At 67.8% G+C, this 17,437-nt stretch carries 16 protein-coding genes; 4 read left to right on the top strand and 12 right to left on the bottom strand.

The window, feature by feature from the left end; genetic code table 11:
- Positions 1 to 7: 7 nt before the first annotated feature.
- The 7 genes from J7U37_RS04125 to J7U37_RS04095 form a co-directional block, all read right to left on the bottom strand.
- A complete protein-coding gene (locus tag J7U37_RS04125) occupies positions 8 to 2,767 on the bottom strand; it encodes a phosphoenolpyruvate carboxylase (RefSeq protein WP_247634901.1) in 2,760 nt (919 codons plus the stop codon).
- Between the two features lie 267 nt (positions 2,768 to 3,034).
- Complete coding sequence (sucD, locus tag J7U37_RS04120) at positions 3,035 to 3,928, bottom strand: succinate--CoA ligase subunit alpha (RefSeq protein WP_056189386.1); 894 nt, start codon at positions 3,926 to 3,928, stop codon at positions 3,035 to 3,037.
- An 18-nt stretch (positions 3,929 to 3,946) separates the two neighbouring features.
- Positions 3,947 to 5,125 carry a malate--CoA ligase subunit beta gene (locus J7U37_RS04115; RefSeq protein WP_056189389.1) on the bottom strand — a complete coding sequence of 393 codons (1,179 nt, stop codon included), beginning with the start codon at positions 5,123 to 5,125 and terminating at the stop codon, positions 3,947 to 3,949.
- Between the two features lie 256 nt (positions 5,126 to 5,381).
- On the bottom strand, positions 5,382 to 6,023 hold the full coding sequence (gene fchA / locus J7U37_RS04110; protein ID WP_247634900.1) for a methenyltetrahydrofolate cyclohydrolase: 642 nt from the start codon (positions 6,021 to 6,023) through the stop codon (positions 5,382 to 5,384).
- 5 nt (positions 6,024 to 6,028) lie between these two features.
- Positions 6,029 to 6,889, bottom strand: coding sequence for an NADP-dependent methylenetetrahydromethanopterin/methylenetetrahydrofolate dehydrogenase (locus tag J7U37_RS04105; protein ID WP_247634899.1), 861 nt, complete (start codon positions 6,887 to 6,889; stop codon positions 6,029 to 6,031).
- 239 nt (positions 6,890 to 7,128) lie between these two features.
- Positions 7,129 to 8,067, bottom strand: coding sequence for a D-2-hydroxyacid dehydrogenase (locus J7U37_RS04100; protein WP_247634898.1), 939 nt, complete (start codon positions 8,065 to 8,067; stop codon positions 7,129 to 7,131).
- A gap of 129 nt (positions 8,068 to 8,196) precedes the next feature.
- The gene (locus J7U37_RS04095) at positions 8,197 to 9,405 is read right to left on the bottom strand and encodes an aminotransferase class V-fold PLP-dependent enzyme (protein WP_056189401.1); all 1,209 of its coding nucleotides are present in this window, start codon (positions 9,403 to 9,405) and stop codon (positions 8,197 to 8,199) included.
- Positions 9,406 to 9,990: 585 nt separating this feature from the next.
- On the opposite strand from J7U37_RS04095, the gene J7U37_RS04090 reads away from it, so the two are divergent.
- From J7U37_RS04090 to J7U37_RS04080, 3 genes are all read left to right on the top strand, one after another.
- The gene (locus tag J7U37_RS04090; RefSeq protein ID WP_056479103.1) at positions 9,991 to 10,812 is read left to right on the top strand and encodes a UDP-2,3-diacylglucosamine diphosphatase; all 822 of its coding nucleotides are present in this window, start codon (positions 9,991 to 9,993) and stop codon (positions 10,810 to 10,812) included.
- A complete protein-coding gene (locus tag J7U37_RS04085; RefSeq protein WP_056189407.1) occupies positions 10,809 to 11,888 on the top strand; it encodes a glycosyltransferase family 1 protein in 1,080 nt (359 codons plus the stop codon). The genes J7U37_RS04090 and J7U37_RS04085 overlap by 4 nt, the downstream gene beginning before the upstream one ends.
- Positions 11,889 to 11,958: 70 nt before the next feature.
- Positions 11,959 to 12,603, top strand: a complete 645-nt coding sequence (locus J7U37_RS04080) for a ribonuclease HII (RefSeq protein ID WP_247634897.1) — start codon at positions 11,959 to 11,961, stop codon at positions 12,601 to 12,603.
- On the opposite strand, the gene J7U37_RS04075 is transcribed toward J7U37_RS04080, so the two are convergent.
- On the bottom strand, positions 12,569 to 13,693 hold the full coding sequence (locus J7U37_RS04075; protein ID WP_247634896.1) for a PA0069 family radical SAM protein: 1,125 nt from the start codon (positions 13,691 to 13,693) through the stop codon (positions 12,569 to 12,571). The two genes, J7U37_RS04080 and J7U37_RS04075, sit on opposite strands and share 35 nt — an antisense overlap.
- A 187-nt stretch (positions 13,694 to 13,880) precedes the next feature.
- Here J7U37_RS04075 and J7U37_RS04070 point away from each other — a divergent pair, with 187 nt between their 5' ends.
- A complete protein-coding gene (locus J7U37_RS04070) occupies positions 13,881 to 14,402 on the top strand; it encodes a hypothetical protein (protein WP_247634895.1) in 522 nt (173 codons plus the stop codon).
- Between the two features lie 15 nt (positions 14,403 to 14,417).
- Here J7U37_RS04070 and J7U37_RS04065 read toward each other — a convergent pair whose 3' ends face one another.
- The 4 genes from J7U37_RS04065 to J7U37_RS04050 form a co-directional block, all read right to left on the bottom strand.
- Positions 14,418 to 14,690 (bottom strand): PilZ domain-containing protein, encoded by a 273-nt coding sequence (locus J7U37_RS04065; RefSeq protein WP_056189418.1) that lies wholly within the window; start codon positions 14,688 to 14,690, stop codon positions 14,418 to 14,420.
- Positions 14,691 to 14,812: 122 nt separating this feature from the next.
- Positions 14,813 to 15,370 carry a molybdenum cofactor biosynthesis protein B gene (gene moaB / locus J7U37_RS04060; RefSeq protein ID WP_247634894.1) on the bottom strand — a complete coding sequence of 186 codons (558 nt, stop codon included), beginning with the start codon at positions 15,368 to 15,370 and terminating at the stop codon, positions 14,813 to 14,815.
- Positions 15,371 to 15,455: 85 nt separating this feature from the next.
- Positions 15,456 to 16,367, bottom strand: coding sequence for a neutral zinc metallopeptidase (locus tag J7U37_RS04055; protein WP_247634893.1), 912 nt, complete (start codon positions 16,365 to 16,367; stop codon positions 15,456 to 15,458).
- 103 nt (positions 16,368 to 16,470) lie between these two features.
- Positions 16,471 to 17,388, bottom strand: a complete 918-nt coding sequence (locus tag J7U37_RS04050; RefSeq protein ID WP_247634892.1) for a uracil-DNA glycosylase — start codon at positions 17,386 to 17,388, stop codon at positions 16,471 to 16,473.
- Between the last annotated feature and the right edge of the window lie 49 nt (positions 17,389 to 17,437).

Below are 17,437 nucleotides of genomic sequence, written 5' to 3'. Positions count from 1 at the left end.
AGCATCCTCACCCCGTCGCACCGAAGCCGACGGCGATGCAGTTGATCGAGAGCAGCAAGGCGGATTTCACCGCCTCGCGCTGGTCCTCGTCCTCTTCCGAGCGGAAGCGGCGGAGGAGTTCCACCTGCTCGCGGCTGACCTGGTTGATCGTCGGCAGGCGCCCGTTGAGGCGATCGCGGAACAGGGGGAAGCGCTCCGCCAGTTCGCTGCCGCCGCTGACCCGCAGGGCCATCTCGCGGGTCAGGGCGTATTCGGCCTCGATCAGCGGGAAGATGCTGTTGCGCGCCCCCTCGTCGGGGACGAGGCTCGCGTAATCGCGGGCGATCTCCAGATCGACCATCAGCAGCGTCTTCTCGACCTCGTCGAGGATGAGCCGGAACGGCTTCGATTCGGCAAACAGGCGCTTCAGCTGAGCCTCGCCCTGCTGACCGCGCACGTCGAGGAAGCTTTTCAGGCCCGAACCGACGCCGTACCAGCCCGTGATGACGTGGCGGTTCTGCGACCAGGCGAACACCCACGGGATGGCGCGCAGGTCGGAGAGCGAGCGGGCGCCGAAGCGGCGGGCCGGGCGCGAGCCGATGTTGAGAAGCGCGATCTCGTCGAGGGGGCTCGCGGCACCGAAATAGGTCACCAGATCGGGGTGCTGGATCAGGTTGACGTAGGCCGCGCGCGAGGCGCCGGACAGCGCCTCCAGGCAGTCGTCGAATTCATTGCGGGGGATCTTGGCGGCCTCGCGCTCCGACTTCAAAGCGTGCTCGAACACCGAGGAGGCCAGAAGCTCCATCTGGTAGGCGGCGGTGCCCCGGTTGGCGTATTTGAACGAGACCACCTCGCCCTGCTCGGTGGTGCGGAAGCGGCCGTTGATCGAGCCGGGCGGCTGGGCCGCGATGGCCCGCGCGGTCGGGGCGCCGCCACGGCTGACCGAGCCACCGCGGCCGTGGAAGAACGCGATCGGCACGCCGGAGGCCTTGCCGAGCTGGGTCAGCTTGTCCTGCGCCTTGTACAGCTCCCAGTTCGAGGCGACGAAGCCCCCGTCCTTGTTCGAATCCGAGTAGCCGATCATCACCTCCTGCACGCCGCCCTGCCAGCGGGTGGAGCGGCGCACGACCGGGATCGAGAACAGCTCCTTCATGATCGCCGGTGCGGCGCGCAGATCGTCGATGGTCTCGAACAGGGGCACCACCGGCAGGCAGCAGATCTCGGTGCCGGCGGCGTCGAGGAAGTTGCCGGCCTCCTTGGCCAGCAGATAGGCGCCGAGGATGTCCTGCACCGAGCGGGTCATCGACAGGATGAACGAGCCGAAGGCCTCGCGGTCGAGCTGCTCGCGCATCTCGCCGACCAGCGCGAAGGTCTCCAGGGTCTCGCGGGCGTCGTCCGGCAGGTCTTCGAAGCTGCGCTCGCCCGTGCGCGGCTTGGCCAGCTCGTCGATGAGCCACTTCTTCCACTCGGGAGAATCGACGTCGGGCGGGGTGCGGTTCTGCCCGTTCGACTGAACCCACAGGGCCTGCAGGGTCTTCGTGGTGCGGGTGGTGTTCTCGCGCAGGTCGAGGCGGACGGTGGAGAATCGGAAGATCTCGACCATGCGGCGCACCGGGCGCACCAGGTCGACCGCCAGCGACGCGCATTTCGCGTCGGCGAGGCCCTGTTCCAGAATGCGCAGGTCGTTGATGAGGGCGTCGGCGCTCGGATAATCGGGTCCGGTCGAGCGCTGGCCCTTGTTGCGCAGGATCGTCGCCTCGAGCTTGCGCAGGATGCAGGTGAGGAACTGGCGATAGGCCTCGCCCGGGTTGCGGTTGGCGATGGCGCGGCCGTCACCGCTCTCGGCGAGCATCTGCGCCAGCTCGGTCTTGAAGGTCGGGGGCACCGGCAGCGAGCGTTCGGTAAGGGACAGCGTCCGTCCGAGCGCGGTGACGCCGTCACGGTAGCGCCGCAGGGAGGCGAGCGCGTTGCGCTGCAGGGTGGTGCGGGTGACCGAGGAGGTGACGTAGGGATTGCCGTCGCGGTCGCCGCCGATCCAGGAGCCGAACTGGAAGAAGGCCGGCACCTCGAACTTCTCGTCGGGGTAATACTGCGCCAGGCTCTCCTCCAGGGAGTAGAGCACTTCGGGCAGCATCTCGAACAGCGTCTCGTCGAAGAAGTGCAGGCCCCAGGCGACCTCACGCTCGACGGTGGCCTTCTCCAGATGGAGTTCGCCGGTCATCCAGACGAGTTCGATCTGGTCCCGCAGCTCGTTCATCAGGCCGTTGCGCTCGCGCTCGGTCCAGCGCGGCAGTTCCAGCTCACGCAGCACCAGGTAGATGCGGCGGAACTTCTCCAGCACGGTGACGCGCTTGCCCTCGGTGGGATGCGCGGTGATCGTCGGGCGGATGCGCAGGTCCTTGAGCAGCGCGTGGATCTCCGGCGCCTTGATGCCGTTCGCCGCCGCGTCGGCCAGGACGGCGCTGAAGCTGCCGCTCAGCGCCTCGCGGCCCTTGGTGCGCTCCACCTGCCGGCGCCGGCGCATGGCGGCGTTCTGCTCGGCGATCGAGAGAAGCTGAAACCAGATGCCCTGCACCTGCAGCGCGCGGGCCAGCAGTTCGGGCGAGAATTCCGAGATGTTGGCGCGGCCGTGCAGCACGTCCTCAAGCTCGGGCTCATGGCGGCGCGCCACAGCCAGGAGAGCATGGAACAGGATGTCGAGCGCTTCCTTCGACGAGGTGCCCGTGATCACGGGCGGCGCGAAGGTGAGGTCGACGGCTCCGACCGGGGCGTGAAGGGTATCCGTCATCGAAGGCCACCTCGAGGGGAGTATCAGCCGATTGACCGCGACGGAGGCGGGCAATGGATTGGTGTGTTGCAGCCGCCGGGCTCATGCGATCGGCGATCAGGACGATCAAGCTTCGGGCCTGGAAGCGCGACGGACCCCCTCCCCCTCTGCGGGAGAGGGTGCCTGCGGAGCAGGCGGGAGAGGAGGCGACCGCTTCGCGGATGGCCTACCGCTCTCCCGGTCGCTCCGCGACCACCCTCCCCCACGGATGGGAGAGGGTTTTCGATCTCACGCGGCCAGCTTGCGCATCACCTGCGCCACCGTGGAACCGAACTCGCCGGGGCTCGGAGCGACGGTCAGTCCGTAGGAGCGCATGATCTCGGCCTTCTCGGCGGCGGAATCGCCGGTCGCCGAGATGATCGCGCCGGCATGGCCCATGCGGCGGCCCTTCGGGGCGGTAAGGCCGGCGACGAAGCCGATGACCGGCTTCGTCATGTTCTCCTTGATCCAGGCCGAGGCCTCGGCTTCCTGCGGGCCGCCGATCTCACCGATCATCAGAACCGCCTTGGTCTCCGGGTCCTGCTCGAACAGGGCGAGATGGTCGAGGAAGGACGAGCCGTTGATCGGGTCGCCGCCGATGCCCACCGAGGTGGTGATGCCGATGCCCTCTTCCATCATCTGGGCGGCCGCCTCGTACCCGAGGGTGCCCGAGCGCGAAATCACCCCGACATTGCCCTTGAGGTAGATGTGGCCGGGCATGATGCCGAGCATCGACTTGCCGGGCGAGATGATGCCGGCACAGTTCGGGCCGACCACCATGGTGCGCCGATCCTTGGGGTAGCGGCGCAGATACCGCTTCACCCGCATCATGTCCTGGGCCGGGATGCCATCGGTGATCGAGCAGATCAGCGCGAGGCCGGCATCGGCGCCTTCCATGATGGCATCGGCCGCGAAGGGCGGGGCCACGAAGGTGATGGAGGTGGTGGCGCCGGTCGCCTCGACGGCCTCCTTGACGGTGTTGAACACCGGCACGCCCAGATGGGTCTTGCCACCCTTGCCCGGGGTGACGCCGCCGACGACGTTGGAGCCGTACTCCATCATCTCCTTGGCGTGGAAGGTGCCCTTGTCGCCCGTGATGCCCTGGATGAGGATCGGGGTCTTCTCGTCGATCAGAATGCTCATGACGTATCCTCCCCTCTCTTAGCGGTTGTTCTTGGCGGCGGCGCAGGCCTCGACGGCCTTGGCGGCGGCGTCGGACAGGCTGTTGGCGGTGATGAGATCGAGGCCGCTCTCGGCCAGGATCTTCTGGCCGGCCTCGACATTGGTGCCGGCGAGCCGGACGATCAGAGGCACGTCGATCTTCACCTCGCGCGCCGCCTGGATCACGCCCTGGGCGACCCAGTCGCAGCGATTGATGCCGGCGAAGATGTTGACGAGGATCGCCTTCACGTTGCGATCCGACAGGACGAGGCGGAAGGCCGTGGCGACCCGGTCCGGCGAGGCGCCGCCGCCGACATCGAGGAAGTTCGCGGGCTCGCCGCCGGCATGCTTGATCATATCCATGGTGGCCATGGCCAGACCGGCACCGTTGACGATGCAGCCGATTTCACCCTCGAGGCCGATATAGGAGAGGTTGTGCTCGGCGGCCTGGGCCTCGCGCGGGTCGCCCTGCGAGGGATCGTGCATGTCGGCGATGTTGCGCCGGCGGAACATGGCGTTGTCGTCGAAGGACATCTTGGCGTCGAGGGCCAGCACCCGATCGTCCTTGGTGACGACGAGGGGGTTGATCTCCAGCATGGTGCCGTCGCAATCGCGGAACGCCCGGTAGGCGTTCATGATCGTCTTCACGGCGGCCGAGACCTGCTTGATGTTGAGACCGAGCTGGAAGGCGATCTCGCGGGCCTGGAACTGCTGCAGGCCGACGGCGGGCTCGACCACCACCTGGATCAGCGCCTCCGGCTCGTTGGCGGCGATCTCCTCGATGTCCATGCCGCCGCGCTGGGAGGCGATGACCCGGACGCGCTCGGCCTTCCGGTCGAGGACGTAGCCGAGGTAGAGTTCGCGCTCGAACGGGTCGGCGGTCTCGACATAGACGCGCTGGACGGGCTTGCCCTCGGGCCCCGTCTGGAGCGTCACCAGGCGCTTGCCGAGGAGGTCCTTGGCGGCGTCGCGAACCTCGTTGTAGGTCCGGCACAGCTTGATGCCGCCGGCCTTGCCGCGGGCACCGGCATGGATCTGCGCCTTGACGGCCCAGAACGATCCGCCGAGCTCGGTGGCGGCATAGACCGCCTGATCGGCGCTGAAGGCGACGGCGCCCTTTGGAACGGCGACACCGAAGCCGGCAAGCAGTTCCTTGGCCTGGTACTCGTGCACGTCCATCAGCGTTCTCCTCGGCGTTTCTTCGTTGGCCCGACTGTCTCGTAAATTTCACTTCACGGAAAGTGCTTGGCCGTTTATATTTTTTTACATTGGCGTTCACTCTGCCTTGAGGGGCGGTGAACTGTATTCAGTTTGCACAAGAGCTGCCCCGATGGCGTCGGGAGCAGCTCTTGATATCGCCGATCGTCCGGTTTGTCTTGGCCCGATGCCTTGCGGCTTAGCCTGGGGGTTTAACCGCCCCAGTTGACCCGAGGCGTCAGTTCACCTTGGCCTTGACGATCTCGTAGATGGACTCGTTCAGCGGACCGGCCGAGCCCATCAGGGTTTCCAGCTCGCGCAGGCGCTCGTCGGCGAAGGCCCGGTCGTCGAGGCCCTTGGCGTTGACGTAGACGTTGAGGGCGGCACTGCGCAGGCCCGCATGGGCGGAGAGCACCGCCACGCCGGCATCCGAGATGACGTTGAGGTTGCCCTTGTCGGCCACGATCTGGGCGAGGTCGATGACCTTGCGGCAGGCGCGGCAGCATTCGAGCGGCACGTCGGTGGCGACCTTGAGGGCGGCCTGGATCGTGTCCGCCCGCGCGGCCTTTTCTTCGTCGGTGGTCTTGGGAAGCCCGTAGGCGCCCATCACCGCGTCGAAGGCGGCGACATCGTCGGCGATCATGCCGGTGAGTTCGGCGCGCAGGGCCTCGGACTTGCCGAGGATGTCCTTCAGCTCACCCTCGACCTCGACGTACTTCTTCTTCCCGATGGTGAGGTTGCACACCATGCTGAGGAGGGCGGCGCCCATGGCGCCCGAGATGGCGGCGGCACCACCCCCGCCGGGGGTGGGCGCCGAACTCGCGAGACCGTCAAGGAAGGTCTGGATCGTCTCGTGCGCGGGATTTTCCTTCTCGGCCATGGCGATCAGGCCATCTTCTTGGCGAGGGCGTAGATCGCCTCGGCGTCCAGCACCTGCTCGGTGTTGTCGAAGAGCTGGCCGACGCAGGCGCGGTGCAGCTTGAGCTTCAGGCCGCCGATGCCGAGGGCGCCGAACACCTTCTTGCCGTGCCGGTCCTTGCCCTTGTCCATGGCCTCGATGCCGCCGAAGCCGAGGGGTGGCTGAGCGTTGTAATCGGCCACGAACTCGATGCTGGCCTCGTCCTTCCAGGCATCCTCGGGCAGCAGCTCGAGGCCGATGGCGCCGGCGGAGAACACGAGGTTCTGGCCCTTGACGATCTGGGCGCGCGAGGCGGCGTCGGGCGTCTCGGCGGCCTTGATGCTCACCTTGAAGCGGGTGTTGATCTGGTCGGCGGCGGCCTGAGCCTTGTCGAGCGACCGACCGCACAGGATGACCTCGGCGCCTTCCTGGGCGAGGAGCGCGGCCGAGCGCATGCCGACCGGGCCGGTGCCGGCGAGCACGACGGCCTTCTTGCCCTGGAGCGAACCGGCGGCCTTCTGGACCAGCGCGACGCCGGCGGCGGCGGTGGTGTTGGAGCCGTTGGAATCGAGCATGATCGACACGCGGAAGGGGCCGAAGAAGCGCTTCTTCACCGCCTCGAACACGGCCTCGCCGGCCGCCATGCTGCCGCCGCCGACGAAGATCGCCGTCGACTTCTTCTCGGAGCCGCCGCGGGTGTAGATCGTGCCGTCGACCAGGGCGCCGACATTTTCCGGGGTGACGTTGCCGTAGCCGGTAATGTGGTCGGCGCCGCCATCGTAGCCCACCACCACGTCGAACACGCTCGGAACGGCGTCGGTATCGAATTGGAACAGAAGCTTCTTCATTTGGCGTCCTCTCGCCCGCGTCTCGGCGCGGCTGGCGTTCGTGTTGGTATGTCCGTTCGGCGGCACGTCCCGCGCTGTCAATCCAGGGCGCCGACGTCGAGCCCGGAATGCAGAGTCGCCGAGGTCACCGACTGGAATACCACCTGTGTTCTGGGATTCCGGGTTCCACTTCGCGGCCCCGGAATGACGATCGGTTCTTATGGATGCGCAGTTCGGTCCTCGACCACGTCGAGGTCAGGTTAGACCACGTTCTGCGGCTTGCCCGCCACGAAAGCCTCGACATTGTCGACGAGCTGGTCGGCGAGGATCTGCATGGCCTCCTTGCTGGCCCAGGCCACGTGCGGCGTGACGATGAGGTTGGGCAGGTCGAGCTCGCACAGGATGTTGCCGTTCTTCGGCGGCTCGGTCATCACCACATCGAAGCCGGCGCCGCCGATGGTGCCCGCCTTCAGGGCCTCGGCCAGAGCCTCTTCGTCCACGAGGCCGCCGCGCGCGGTGTTGATGAGAAGCGCATGCTTCTTCATCTTCGCGAGCTGTTCGCGCCCGATCATGTTGCGGGTCTCGGGCGTCAGCGGCGCGTGCAGCGTAATGACGTCGGACTCGCGCAGGATCGTCTCGAAATCGACGAGGCCCTCCTGGGGGAACACGTCGTAGGCGATGACCGTCATGCCGAGGGCTTCGGCCCGCTTGGCGATGGACTTGCCGAGGGCGCCGTAGCCGACGATGCCCAGGGTCGAGCCGGCGATGTCGTGGATCGGGTAGTCGAAGTAGCAGAACTGGGTCGATTTCGCCCAATCGCCCCGGCGCACCGAGTTGGCATAGGGCACGATGGCCCGGCGCAGCGCGAACATCAGGCCGATGACGTGCTCGGGCACGGTGTTGAAGGCATAGCCGCGGATGTTGACGACGGTGATGCCCTGGGCCTTGGTGGCCTCCTTGTCGACCACGTCGGTTCCGGTGGCGGCGACCGCGATCAACTTGAGGTCGGGAAGCTGCTTCAGGGTGTCGGCCCGCATCGGGACCTTGTTGATCAGGGCGATCTCGGCGCCCTTCAAGCGCTCGACGATCTCTTCCGGCGTCCAGGTCGACTCGTACTCGACGTACTCGTGCGGGAAGTTGAATTCACGGACCTTGGCGTCCAGGGACTCGCGGTCGAGGAACACGATCTTCTTCGTCATGGAATCCTCTGGCCGATCCGGCCAAGTCTCGGATAGGGCGCGTCACCGCTTGGGCACGTCACCGATAGGGTCGCGGGTGTGACCGGGATGGGCGAACCCATCCCGGTCGCGTGTCGGGCTTCGAGAAGCTCAGGCCTTGTGGAGCGGGTTCTCGCGCAGGTAGCTCGACGCGGCGGCGACGCCGGAGCCGGGCTGGACCTTCATGCCATGGTCGAGCATCGACATCTCGGCACCCGCGATGGCACCCAGCAGCGACAGCTCGTTCATGTCACCGACGTGGCCGATGCGGAACACCTTGCCGGCCACCTGGCTCAGACCGGCGCCCAGCGCCAGGTTGTAGCGCACGTAGGCGTGCTTGATGATCGCGGCGGCGTCGACGCCCTCCGGCACCAGGATGGCGGTGACCGTGTCGGAGTTCCACTTGGGCTCCTTGGCGCAGGTCTTCAGGCCCCAGGCCGCCACGGCCTGGCGGGTCGCCTCACCGAGCACGTGGTGGCGGTGATAGACGTTCTCCAGGCCTTCCTCGTTGAGGCAGGCCAGGGCCTCGCGCAGGCCGTAGAGCAGCGGCAGCGACGGGGTGTAGGGGAAGTAGCCCGACGGGTTCTGCTTCTGGTGGTCGGCCCAGTCGAAGTACACGTGCGCGAGGCGGTCGTTCTGGCCCGACGAGGTGTCGGCGGCCTTGAGCGCCTTCTGGCTGACGCAGATCACGCCGAGGCCGGCGGGGAGCATCAGGCCCTTCTGCGAGCCGGCGATGGCGCAATCGACCTTCCACTCGTCCATCTTGAAGGGGAGCGAGCCGATCGAGGACACGCCGTCGACGAACAGCAGGGCCGGGTGGCCGGCGGCGTCGATCGCCTTGCGCACGGCGCCGATATCGCTGGTGACGCCGGTCGCCGTCTCGTTATGGACGACCATGACGGCCTTGATCTCGTGGTTCTTGTCGGCGCGCAGGGCCTCGCCGATCCGCTCCGGGCTCGCACCCGTGCCCCACTCCTCGTCCTGGACGATGACTTCCAGGCCGAGGCGCTGGGCCATGTCGATCCAGAGGTGGCTGAACTGGCCGAAGCGGGCGGCCAGGACCTTGTCGCCGCGCGACAGGGTGTTCGACAGGGCGGATTCCCAGATGCCGGTGCCGGAGGCCGGGAACAGGAAGATGGTGCCCTCGGTCGAACCGTAGACGGCCTTCGTGTCCTGGAAGAGCGGCTTGGTCAGCGAGGGGAAGTCCACCGAACGGTGATCCTCGGACTGCACCATCATCGCGCGCATCACGCGATCCGGGATGTTCGTCGGGCCCGGGACGAACAGGTGGTTCCGGCCGGGACGTCGCGTTGCCGCCATGATGTTTCTCCGCTTTCTCTTCGTCTCCGCAGGCATTCACCTGCGGCATGCAAGGTTCTGGATGGTTTGAACGAACCGCGCGGCTCTGTCCCGAGACGTCCGGGACTAGGCCGACGCGGCCGCCGATGTGCCGGATTGTGGGACGAGCCCGCCGGCGTTCGGGACCCGGTCGCGCGCCGTGCGGACGGATGAGCCGGCCGGAGTTCGACCTCCGACATCCTCCGTCCCGCGCGCCACCGAATGCCTCACGCCTCTTCTCCATGGGCCGGGTCGCACGCTGGATATGCGCGCGCCGCTGGGCCGTTTCAGCGTCGTCGTCCCCGGGAACGGCACCCTTGATTTGCCTCGATGGGCTCCGGCCATGCGTTTTCGAACGCCGCCCGGTGGGGCACCTTGCGGAGGACTATGCCCGCCTTCGCGGGGAAAGGAAAACCCGAAATACTTACTTCCAAATCAAAATTTTTTTCGTGGAAGAAGGGCTTACGTCGCGTTGCGGTACCCTCGCCGACGCACGGGTCGGCGTCATCAAACTGATACGGGAATCCGGTTTGGCTCGCCACATCTGAGGCTGTCCCGGAGGCGAGCGTGGGCGAAGATACCGAGACGACCCGCGTCCGGACCTTGTTTCTGTCGGACATGCATCTCGGCACCAAGGGCTGTCAGGCCGATCTGTTGCTCGAATTCCTGCGCGATTACGATGCGGACGAGATCTATCTTGTTGGGGACATCGTCGACGGCTGGCAGCTCAAGTCGGGCTGGTACTGGCCCCAGAGCCACAACGACGTGGTGCAGAAGTTGATGCGCAAGGTGCGCAAGGGCTCCACCCTGGTCTACGTGCCGGGCAACCACGACGAATTCCTGCGCGACTACATCGGCATGACCTTCGGGGGCATCGAGGTCGCCGACCAGCGCCTGCATGTGGCCGCCGACGGCAAGCGCTACCTCGTCATCCACGGCGACCAGTTCGACATGGTGGTGCGCCACGCCAAGTGGCTCGCCTTCCTGGGCGACGGCGCCTACACCTTCGCGCTGTTCATCAACACCTACGTCAACACCGCGCGCCGGCGCCTCGGACTCGCCTACTGGTCGCTCTCGGCCTGGGCCAAGCTCAAGGTGAAGAATGCGGTCAACTTCATCGGCAAGTTCGAGGAATTGCTGAGCGCCGAAGCCCGGCGCGTTGGGGCTGACGGGGTCATCTGCGGCCACATCCATCACGCCGCCAACCGCCAGATCAACGGGCTGACCTACCTGAACACCGGCGACTGGGTCGAATCCTGCACCGCCATCGTCGAGCATTACGACGGCACCATGGAGGTGTTGCACTACCCGAGCCTGCTGCGCGCCCGCGCCGCCCGCGCCGATCTGGTCGGGCATCCCCGCCCCGACGGAGCCCGGGCCGTCGCGTGAGACTCCTCATCGCCACGGATGCCTGGCACCCGCAGGTCAATGGCGTCGTCCGCTCCCTGGAGAACATGGCGGCGGCCGGCGCGGCTTTCGGCTTCGAGACCGTGTTCCTGACGCATCAGGACTTCGCCTCCGTGCCGCTGCCCGGATATCGGGAGATCCGGCTGGCCTACGCCACCAAGCGCCACGTCGCGCGGCTGTGGGACGATCTGCGCCCGACCCATGTGCATATCTCGACCGAGGGCACGGTCGGCTACGCCACCCGCCGCTACTGCCTCGCCCATTGCCGGCCGTTCACCACGAGCTATCACACCCGCTTCCCCGAATACCTCTCCGCGCGCGCGCCCGTGCCGGAGGCCTGGAGCTACGCCTGGCTGCGCCGGTTCCACGGAGCCTCGAACGGCACGATGGTGTCGACCCCCTCCCTGGAACGCGACCTCGACGCGCGCGGCTTCACCAAGCTGATGCGCTGGACGCGCGGCGTCGACACCGACCTGTTCCAGCCCCGGCCGACGAATGCGCCGGAACCGGCCGATCTCGCCGGGCTGCCCCGACCGATCTTCCTCTCGGTCGGTCGCCTCGCGGTCGAGAAGAACCTGGAGGCCTTCCTGCGCCTCGACCTGCCCGGCACCAAGGTCGTGATCGGGGACGGTCCGGATCGGGCGCGCCTCGCCGCCATCGATCCGGGCGCGCGCTTCCTCGGGACCCGGACCGGCGCCGACCTCGCCGCCCTCTATGCCGGCGCCGACGTCTTCGTCTTCCCGAGCCTAACCGACACCTTCGGCATCGTGCTCCTCGAAGCCCTGGCCTGCGGGGTGCCGGTGGCCGCCTATCCGGTGACGGGGCCCCTCGACGTCATCGGCGGTTCCGGCGCCGGCATCCTCGACCACGATCTGCGGGCAGCGGCTATGGCGGCCCTGGACCTGCCGCGGGCGCGGTGCCGCGCGGAGGCCCTGCGCTATACGTGGGCGGAGAGCGCGCGCCAGTTCTACGACAACATCGCCGTCGCGCACGGCACCGTACCGGCGCGCCGGCCAGCCCTGGAAACTCAGGCGGAAGCGGCGATCCATCTCGGTTGAGGCGTGGACGGGTTGCCGTGGCCGGGCTAGGGACGGGCCAACAGGCCCCCTGTGCACGGATCTTGCCGCGATGCCGCCGTTCGACCCGCTTCTGGCGGCGACCTATCCAGCCGTGATCGGATGCGACGAGGTGGGGCGCGGGGCCTTGTGCGGCCCCGTCGTGGTCGCGGCCGTGTGGTTTCGGCCCGACGCCCTCCCCCCCGACCTCCTGGCACGCCTCGACGACAGCAAGCGCCTGAAGGCGGCCGAACGGGAGGCGTTGACGCCGCTGATCCGCCGCCATGCCCGCGTCGCCGTGGCCGCGGGCTCCCGCGCCCTCGTGGATCGCATCAATGTCCGCGGCGCCACCCTCGACGCCATGCGGCGGGCCGTCCTGGCCCTGCAACTCGATGCGCCGGTCTGGGTCGACGGCCGCGACCCGGTTCCGGGCCTCGCCTTGCCCTGCCGCGCCTTGCCCTGCCGCGCCGTCGTTGGAGGCGACCGGCTCGTGCCGCAGATCGCCGCCGCCTCGATCGTCGCCAAGACCCTGCGCGATGCGCTAATGCGGCGCCTCGCCGGGCGCTATCCGGATTACGGCTGGGCCAGCAATGTCGGCTACGGCACCCGCACGCACCTGGCGGGGCTGGCGGCTGTCGGCCGCTCGCCGCATCACCGCCTCAGCTTCACCCGTGCCTACGATCTCAGAACAGGGACAGCTGGTCGGTCGGCACCCTGAACAGGTCGGTGCGCAGGCGGCGGCGCTCTTCGGGATAACCGAGACGCTGCCGGGCGAGGCGCATGCGGTCGCGGATCAGGTCGGCATAGGCGCCGGTGCCGGTCATGCGGGTGCCGAAGGCGGCGTCGTAGGCCTTGCCACCCCGGGCCTGCCGGACGAGCGACATCACGTGCCGGCGCCGCCCCGGGTAATGCTCGGCGAACCAGTCGTCGACCAGGGCATCGAGTTCGAGGGGCAGCCGCAGCAGGACATGGCTCGCCTCGATGGCCCCGAGGGCGCGCGCCCGGGTCAGGATCGCCTCGACCTCGTGATCGTTCAGCGACGGGATGATCGGTGCCGCAATCACCATCACGGGAATGCCGGCTTCGCTCAGCCGGCCGATCGCTTCCAGGCGCTTCTCCGGATGCGGGGCGCGCGGTTCCAGGCGGCGCGCCAGCTCCGGATCCAGGGTGGTGACCGACACCGCGACCTTCACGAGCCCGTCCCGCGCCATCTCGGCCAGGAGGTCGATGTCGCGCAGGACGAGGTTCGACTTCGTGACGATGCCGACCGGGTGGCGGAAACGGGCCAGGATTTCGAGCACCGAGCGGGTCAGGCGATGCTCGCGCTCGATCGGCTGGTAGGGATCGGTGGCGGTCCCGAGGGCGATGGTGGCCGGGCGATAGTTTGCAGCCGACAGTTCCCGCTCCAGCAGGACGGCCGCATTCGCCTTCTGAAATAGCTTGGTCTCGAAATCGAGGCCGGGCGAGAGTCCGACATAGGCGTGGTTCGGACGGGCGAAGCAGTAGACGCAGCCGTGCTCGCAGCCCCGATAGGGGTTGATCGAGCGATCGAACGAGATGTCGGGCGAGGTGTTGCGGGTGATCAGGGTGCGCGCTTGCTCCGGCAGGACCTCGGTGCGCAGAGGCGCCGGTGCATCGCGATCCGGCCAGCCATCCGCGAAGGCCTCCCGCCCCGTCGACTCGAAGCGGCTGCCCGGATTGGCCGTGGCGCCCCGGCCGCGGCGGCCCGACGGCAGGGGCGTGGTCTCGGCGAGACGCCGGGGCGCGCTCTCCGTCACCGTGAGATCGGCCGTTCGCGTGTTCCGCATCCGCTCCAGTATTCCCGTTGCCCGGACGAGAACATAACACGAACGAATAGGTACGTCCCAGGGAACTCGCGAGGCCGTCTGGTCCGAGGCCAGCATTCCTCCCCCCCTGCACGCGCCTCCGTTGTGTGAGATGGCCCATCAGAGACGTTGAAATTTGGCCTCACGCAAAAATGCGGTATGCGCGCGCATGATTTCGGCACTGATCTCCATCACGCGGCCCAACGACCCGGAAGCGATCGATCGGCTGGCCGACACCCTTGGCGCTCTGGTGGCGGGTGTGGCGGCGGGCCTCGTCGGCGATGCGGTGATCATCGTGGCCGGTGCGAACCCGGCGATCGAGACGGTCGCGGAGGCGACGGGCGCCAAGGTGGTCCTGCGCGGACGCGGCGCGTCGCCGTGGTCGGCCGGCGCCAGAGCGGCGCGGCGGGACTGGGTGCTCTGCCTCGAAGCCGGCGATGTCCCGGCGGAGGGCTGGATCCGCCTGCTCGACCGCTTCATCGGCACCGCCCGACCGGAGGTGTCCCTGGCGCGCCTGCGCCGTCCGCATACCGGCCTGCCCTCCCGGCTCGCCGCGCGGGGCGAGAGCGTCATCGGCGTGACCGCGCCGCGACCGGGCGATCTCGTACGCCGGGACCGGCTGCTGTCGGGGCCGAAATTCGCGCGGCGGCTCAAGGTCCGCCGGGTTCCGGCCCGTCTCGAGCGATCATGAGGTGAGCGAGGGCGCCTAAAGGCGCTCGTTCCAGCCCGGCGTGTAGCGGATCACCCGTCCGGATTTCATGATTACCAGAAAGCTTTTCGGCACGCCGGAGGCGGGACAGTCGAACAGTTCGATGCGCATCCCGATTCGCGCGTCGGCGCCATTCGACATGTCGTGGATCAAACAGGTGAGACGGGTTCCGTCATCGAAGACAGCCGTCGCCTGCTCGGCCATCTCCACCCGCTCGAATTTTCGGCGGCTGCGAAACTGATCCAGGTTCGACGCGTGCTTTGCGACCATGATGTCCCTGCAGAACCGAACGGTGACGATGCTTCCGCATGAGACGGCGCGGCGCTTGCGGTACGGTTAACGACGCGTTCGAAAGCCGAAATACACCAGCCCGTCCGAAGCCGGACGATCGGCTAGACCGTGATCGACGCGCCGCGACGCAGATGCTCGTCGAGGCGCGGCATGATCTCGACGAAGTTGCAGGGGCGGTGCCGGTAATCGAGCTGGGCGGCGAGGATTCCGTCCCAGGCATCGCGGCAGGCGCCCGGCGAGCCCGGCAGCACGAAGATGTAGGTGGCCTTGGCGACGCCGGCAGTGGCGCGCGATTGCAGCGTCGAGGTCCCGATCTTGTCGTAGGAGATGCGGTGGAACACGGCCGAGAAGCCGTCCATGCGCTTTTCGAACAGTGGCTCGATCGCCTCCGGAGTCACATCGCGACCGGTGAAGCCGGTTCCGCCGGTGGTGATGACCACGTCCACCGCAGGGTCGCGGCACCAGGACTCGACCTGGTTCCGGATCGCCTCGACTTCGTCCGGCACGATGGCCCGGGCCGCCAATTCGTGACCCGCCGCCTTGAGACGCTCGACGAGGGTGTCGCCGGAGCGGTCATCCTCGGCGCCGCGGGTGTCGGACACGGTCAGGACCGCGATGGTCAGCGGGATGAAGCTGCGGGTCTTGTCCGATGCGACCATCGTGATGTGCCTTCAATCGGATGGGTGTGGAACGGCCACGAGTCTAGCCGAACCGCCTTCCTCCCGACAGCGTGGTGGACGCGGCTCAGTTACGCGCCGCGCGAAACGTGTCGCAGGACTTGGTCTGGCCGCTGCGATAGCCGGTCATGAACCAGCGCATCCGCTGCTCGGACGAGCCGTGGGTGAACGAGTCCGGCACCGCATAGCCCTGCGACTGCTTCTGCAGCTTGTCGTCGCCGATAGCGCTCGCGGCCCGCATGGCCTCCTCGATGTCGCCCGGCTCCAGGGCATTGTACTTGTCGTTCGAGTTCTTGGCCCAGACGCCGGCAAGGCAGTCGGCCATCAGCTCGACGCGCACGGAAAGCTGATTCGCCTCGGTCTTGCTCGATGCGCTCTGCTGGCGGCTCTGGACCTTGCCGAGGATGCCGAGTTCGTCCTGGACGTGGTGACCGACCTCGTGGGCGATGACGTAGGCGTAGGCGAAGTCGCCCTTTACGCCGAACTTCTGCTCCATCTCCTTGAAGAAGGAGGTGTCGAGATAGACCTTCTTGTCGAGCGGGCAGTAGAACGGACCCATGGCGGCCTGGGCCGAACCGCAGCCGCTGCGGGTGCCGCCGGTATAGAGCACCATCGCGGTCGGCCGGTACTGGCGTCCCGTCTGGTTCGGCATGATCTCTTTCCACACATCCTCGGTGTTGCCGAGGATCGCAGCGGCGAAACGGCCGCTCTCATCCGTGGGCTTGGTCTTGCGCTGGGCCTGGGTCTGCGGATCGACCTGCTCCTGGCGCGGACGCCCGCCGCCCGACATCTGCTCGGCCCCGCTGATCAGGATCGCGGGGTTGATGCCCGTGACCCATCCGATGATGGTCAGGATCACGATGGCGCCGATGCCGAGGCCGCCTGCACCACCGCCGGGGAATCCGAATCCACCACCGCCGCCACCTTCACCGCGCCGGTCCTCGACGTTGTCCGAAGAACGGAAATCTTCCCAGCGCATGATCTCGTGACACCCTGTTCGGACGCGCGGCAAGGAACACGACCGCGTGAGTTAAGTCGCAGCCCGCAAATACGGTTCCGCTTGTGCAGACGCCGTAGCGGGCTCAGGCCTTTCCGTCGAGGGCGGCCCGCAGGGTGCGGAAGTCCCGCCAGGCGAGGCGCTTCTGCAGGGGCTGCCGCAGCAGATAGGCCGGATGCAGGGTCGCCAGCGCGCGGATCTCGCGCGTCCCGACCCGGTAGGGATAGAACCGGCCCCGCGCCTTGAGGATGCCGTCCTTGGTGCCCGTGATGGTCTGGGTCGCCGGGCTTCCCAGGCACACGATCAGGTCGGGATCGGCCAGTTCGATCTGCCGCTCGATGAACGGCCGGCAGATCGCGACTTCCTGCGGGGTCGGGTTGCGATTGCCCGGCGGGCGCCACGGCACGATGTTGGTGACGTAGGCCGCCGTCCGGTCGAGGCCGATGGCGGCCATCATCCGGTCGAGGAGCTTGCCCGAGCGGCCCATGAACGGCTTGCCGACGCGATCCTCGTCGGCGCCCGGCGCCTCGCCGATGAACATCAGCTTGGCCGCCGGATTGCCGTCGGCGAAGACGAGGTTCTTGGCGGTGAACTTGAGGGGACAGCCGTCGAAGCCGGCGAGCAGCGCTTCCAGTTCCTCCAGGGTCTGCACCTCGCGAGCCCGCGCCCGGGCATCGCCGGCCGCCTCTCCGGGCTTGGCCGAGGCCGACTGGCCGAAGGTCCGGGCCGGCGGAGGCGGGGCCGCACCGCGCTCGGGCAGGTCCGCCAGGACCATGTCGGCACCGCGCAACGGGGGGCGCTGCGGGGCCGGACCGTCGCGCGTCGGGGCGAGCCGCGCGGGCGCTGCCGGCACCAGCTGGGGCGCCGCCGGCACCAGCTCGGGCGCCTCCGCTTCCGAGAAGCGGTCGTGGGGCGCCTCGTCGAGGAACAGGTCGAGTCCGGCCTCGACATGGAAATCGAGGCTGGCGATGAGATCCCGCTGTCGGTCGTCGCTCTGGCTCATCCATCCGATGTGGCGCCTCACGCGGCTGTGGACAACCGCGCATGCGACG

The sequence above is a fragment of the Methylobacterium sp. 37f genome, from assembly GCF_023093475.1.
Classification (GTDB): domain Bacteria; phylum Pseudomonadota; class Alphaproteobacteria; order Rhizobiales; family Beijerinckiaceae; genus Methylobacterium.
This window is presented reverse-complemented; position numbering and strand designations above follow the sequence as displayed.

Excerpts from the sequence above, each read along its gene's own strand:
- J7U37_RS04125 (WP_247634901.1), bottom strand. The coding sequence starts at position 2,767 with ATGACGGATACCCTTCACGCCCCGGTCGGAGCCGTCGACCTCACCTTC.
- sucD (WP_056189386.1), bottom strand. The coding sequence starts at position 3,928 with ATGAGCATTCTGATCGACGAGAAGACCCCGATCCTCATCCAGGGCATC.
- J7U37_RS04115 (WP_056189389.1), bottom strand. The coding sequence starts at position 5,125 with ATGGACGTGCACGAGTACCAGGCCAAGGAACTGCTTGCCGGCTTCGGT.
- fchA (WP_247634900.1), bottom strand. The coding sequence starts at position 6,023 with ATGGCCGAGAAGGAAAATCCCGCGCACGAGACGATCCAGACCTTCCTT.
- J7U37_RS04105 (WP_247634899.1), bottom strand. The coding sequence starts at position 6,889 with ATGAAGAAGCTTCTGTTCCAATTCGATACCGACGCCGTTCCGAGCGTG.
- J7U37_RS04100 (WP_247634898.1), bottom strand. The coding sequence starts at position 8,067 with ATGACGAAGAAGATCGTGTTCCTCGACCGCGAGTCCCTGGACGCCAAG.
- J7U37_RS04095 (WP_056189401.1), bottom strand. The coding sequence starts at position 9,405 with ATGGCGGCAACGCGACGTCCCGGCCGGAACCACCTGTTCGTCCCGGGC.
- J7U37_RS04080 (WP_247634897.1), top strand. The coding sequence starts at position 11,959 with ATGCCGCCGTTCGACCCGCTTCTGGCGGCGACCTATCCAGCCGTGATC.
- J7U37_RS04075 (WP_247634896.1), bottom strand. The coding sequence starts at position 13,693 with ATGCGGAACACGCGAACGGCCGATCTCACGGTGACGGAGAGCGCGCCC.
- J7U37_RS04070 (WP_247634895.1), top strand. The coding sequence starts at position 13,881 with ATGATTTCGGCACTGATCTCCATCACGCGGCCCAACGACCCGGAAGCG.
- J7U37_RS04065 (WP_056189418.1), bottom strand. The coding sequence starts at position 14,690 with ATGGTCGCAAAGCACGCGTCGAACCTGGATCAGTTTCGCAGCCGCCGA.
- moaB (WP_247634894.1), bottom strand. The coding sequence starts at position 15,370 with ATGGTCGCATCGGACAAGACCCGCAGCTTCATCCCGCTGACCATCGCG.
- J7U37_RS04055 (WP_247634893.1), bottom strand. The coding sequence starts at position 16,367 with ATGCGCTGGGAAGATTTCCGTTCTTCGGACAACGTCGAGGACCGGCGC.
- J7U37_RS04050 (WP_247634892.1), bottom strand. The coding sequence starts at position 17,388 with ATGAGCCAGAGCGACGACCGACAGCGGGATCTCATCGCCAGCCTCGAT.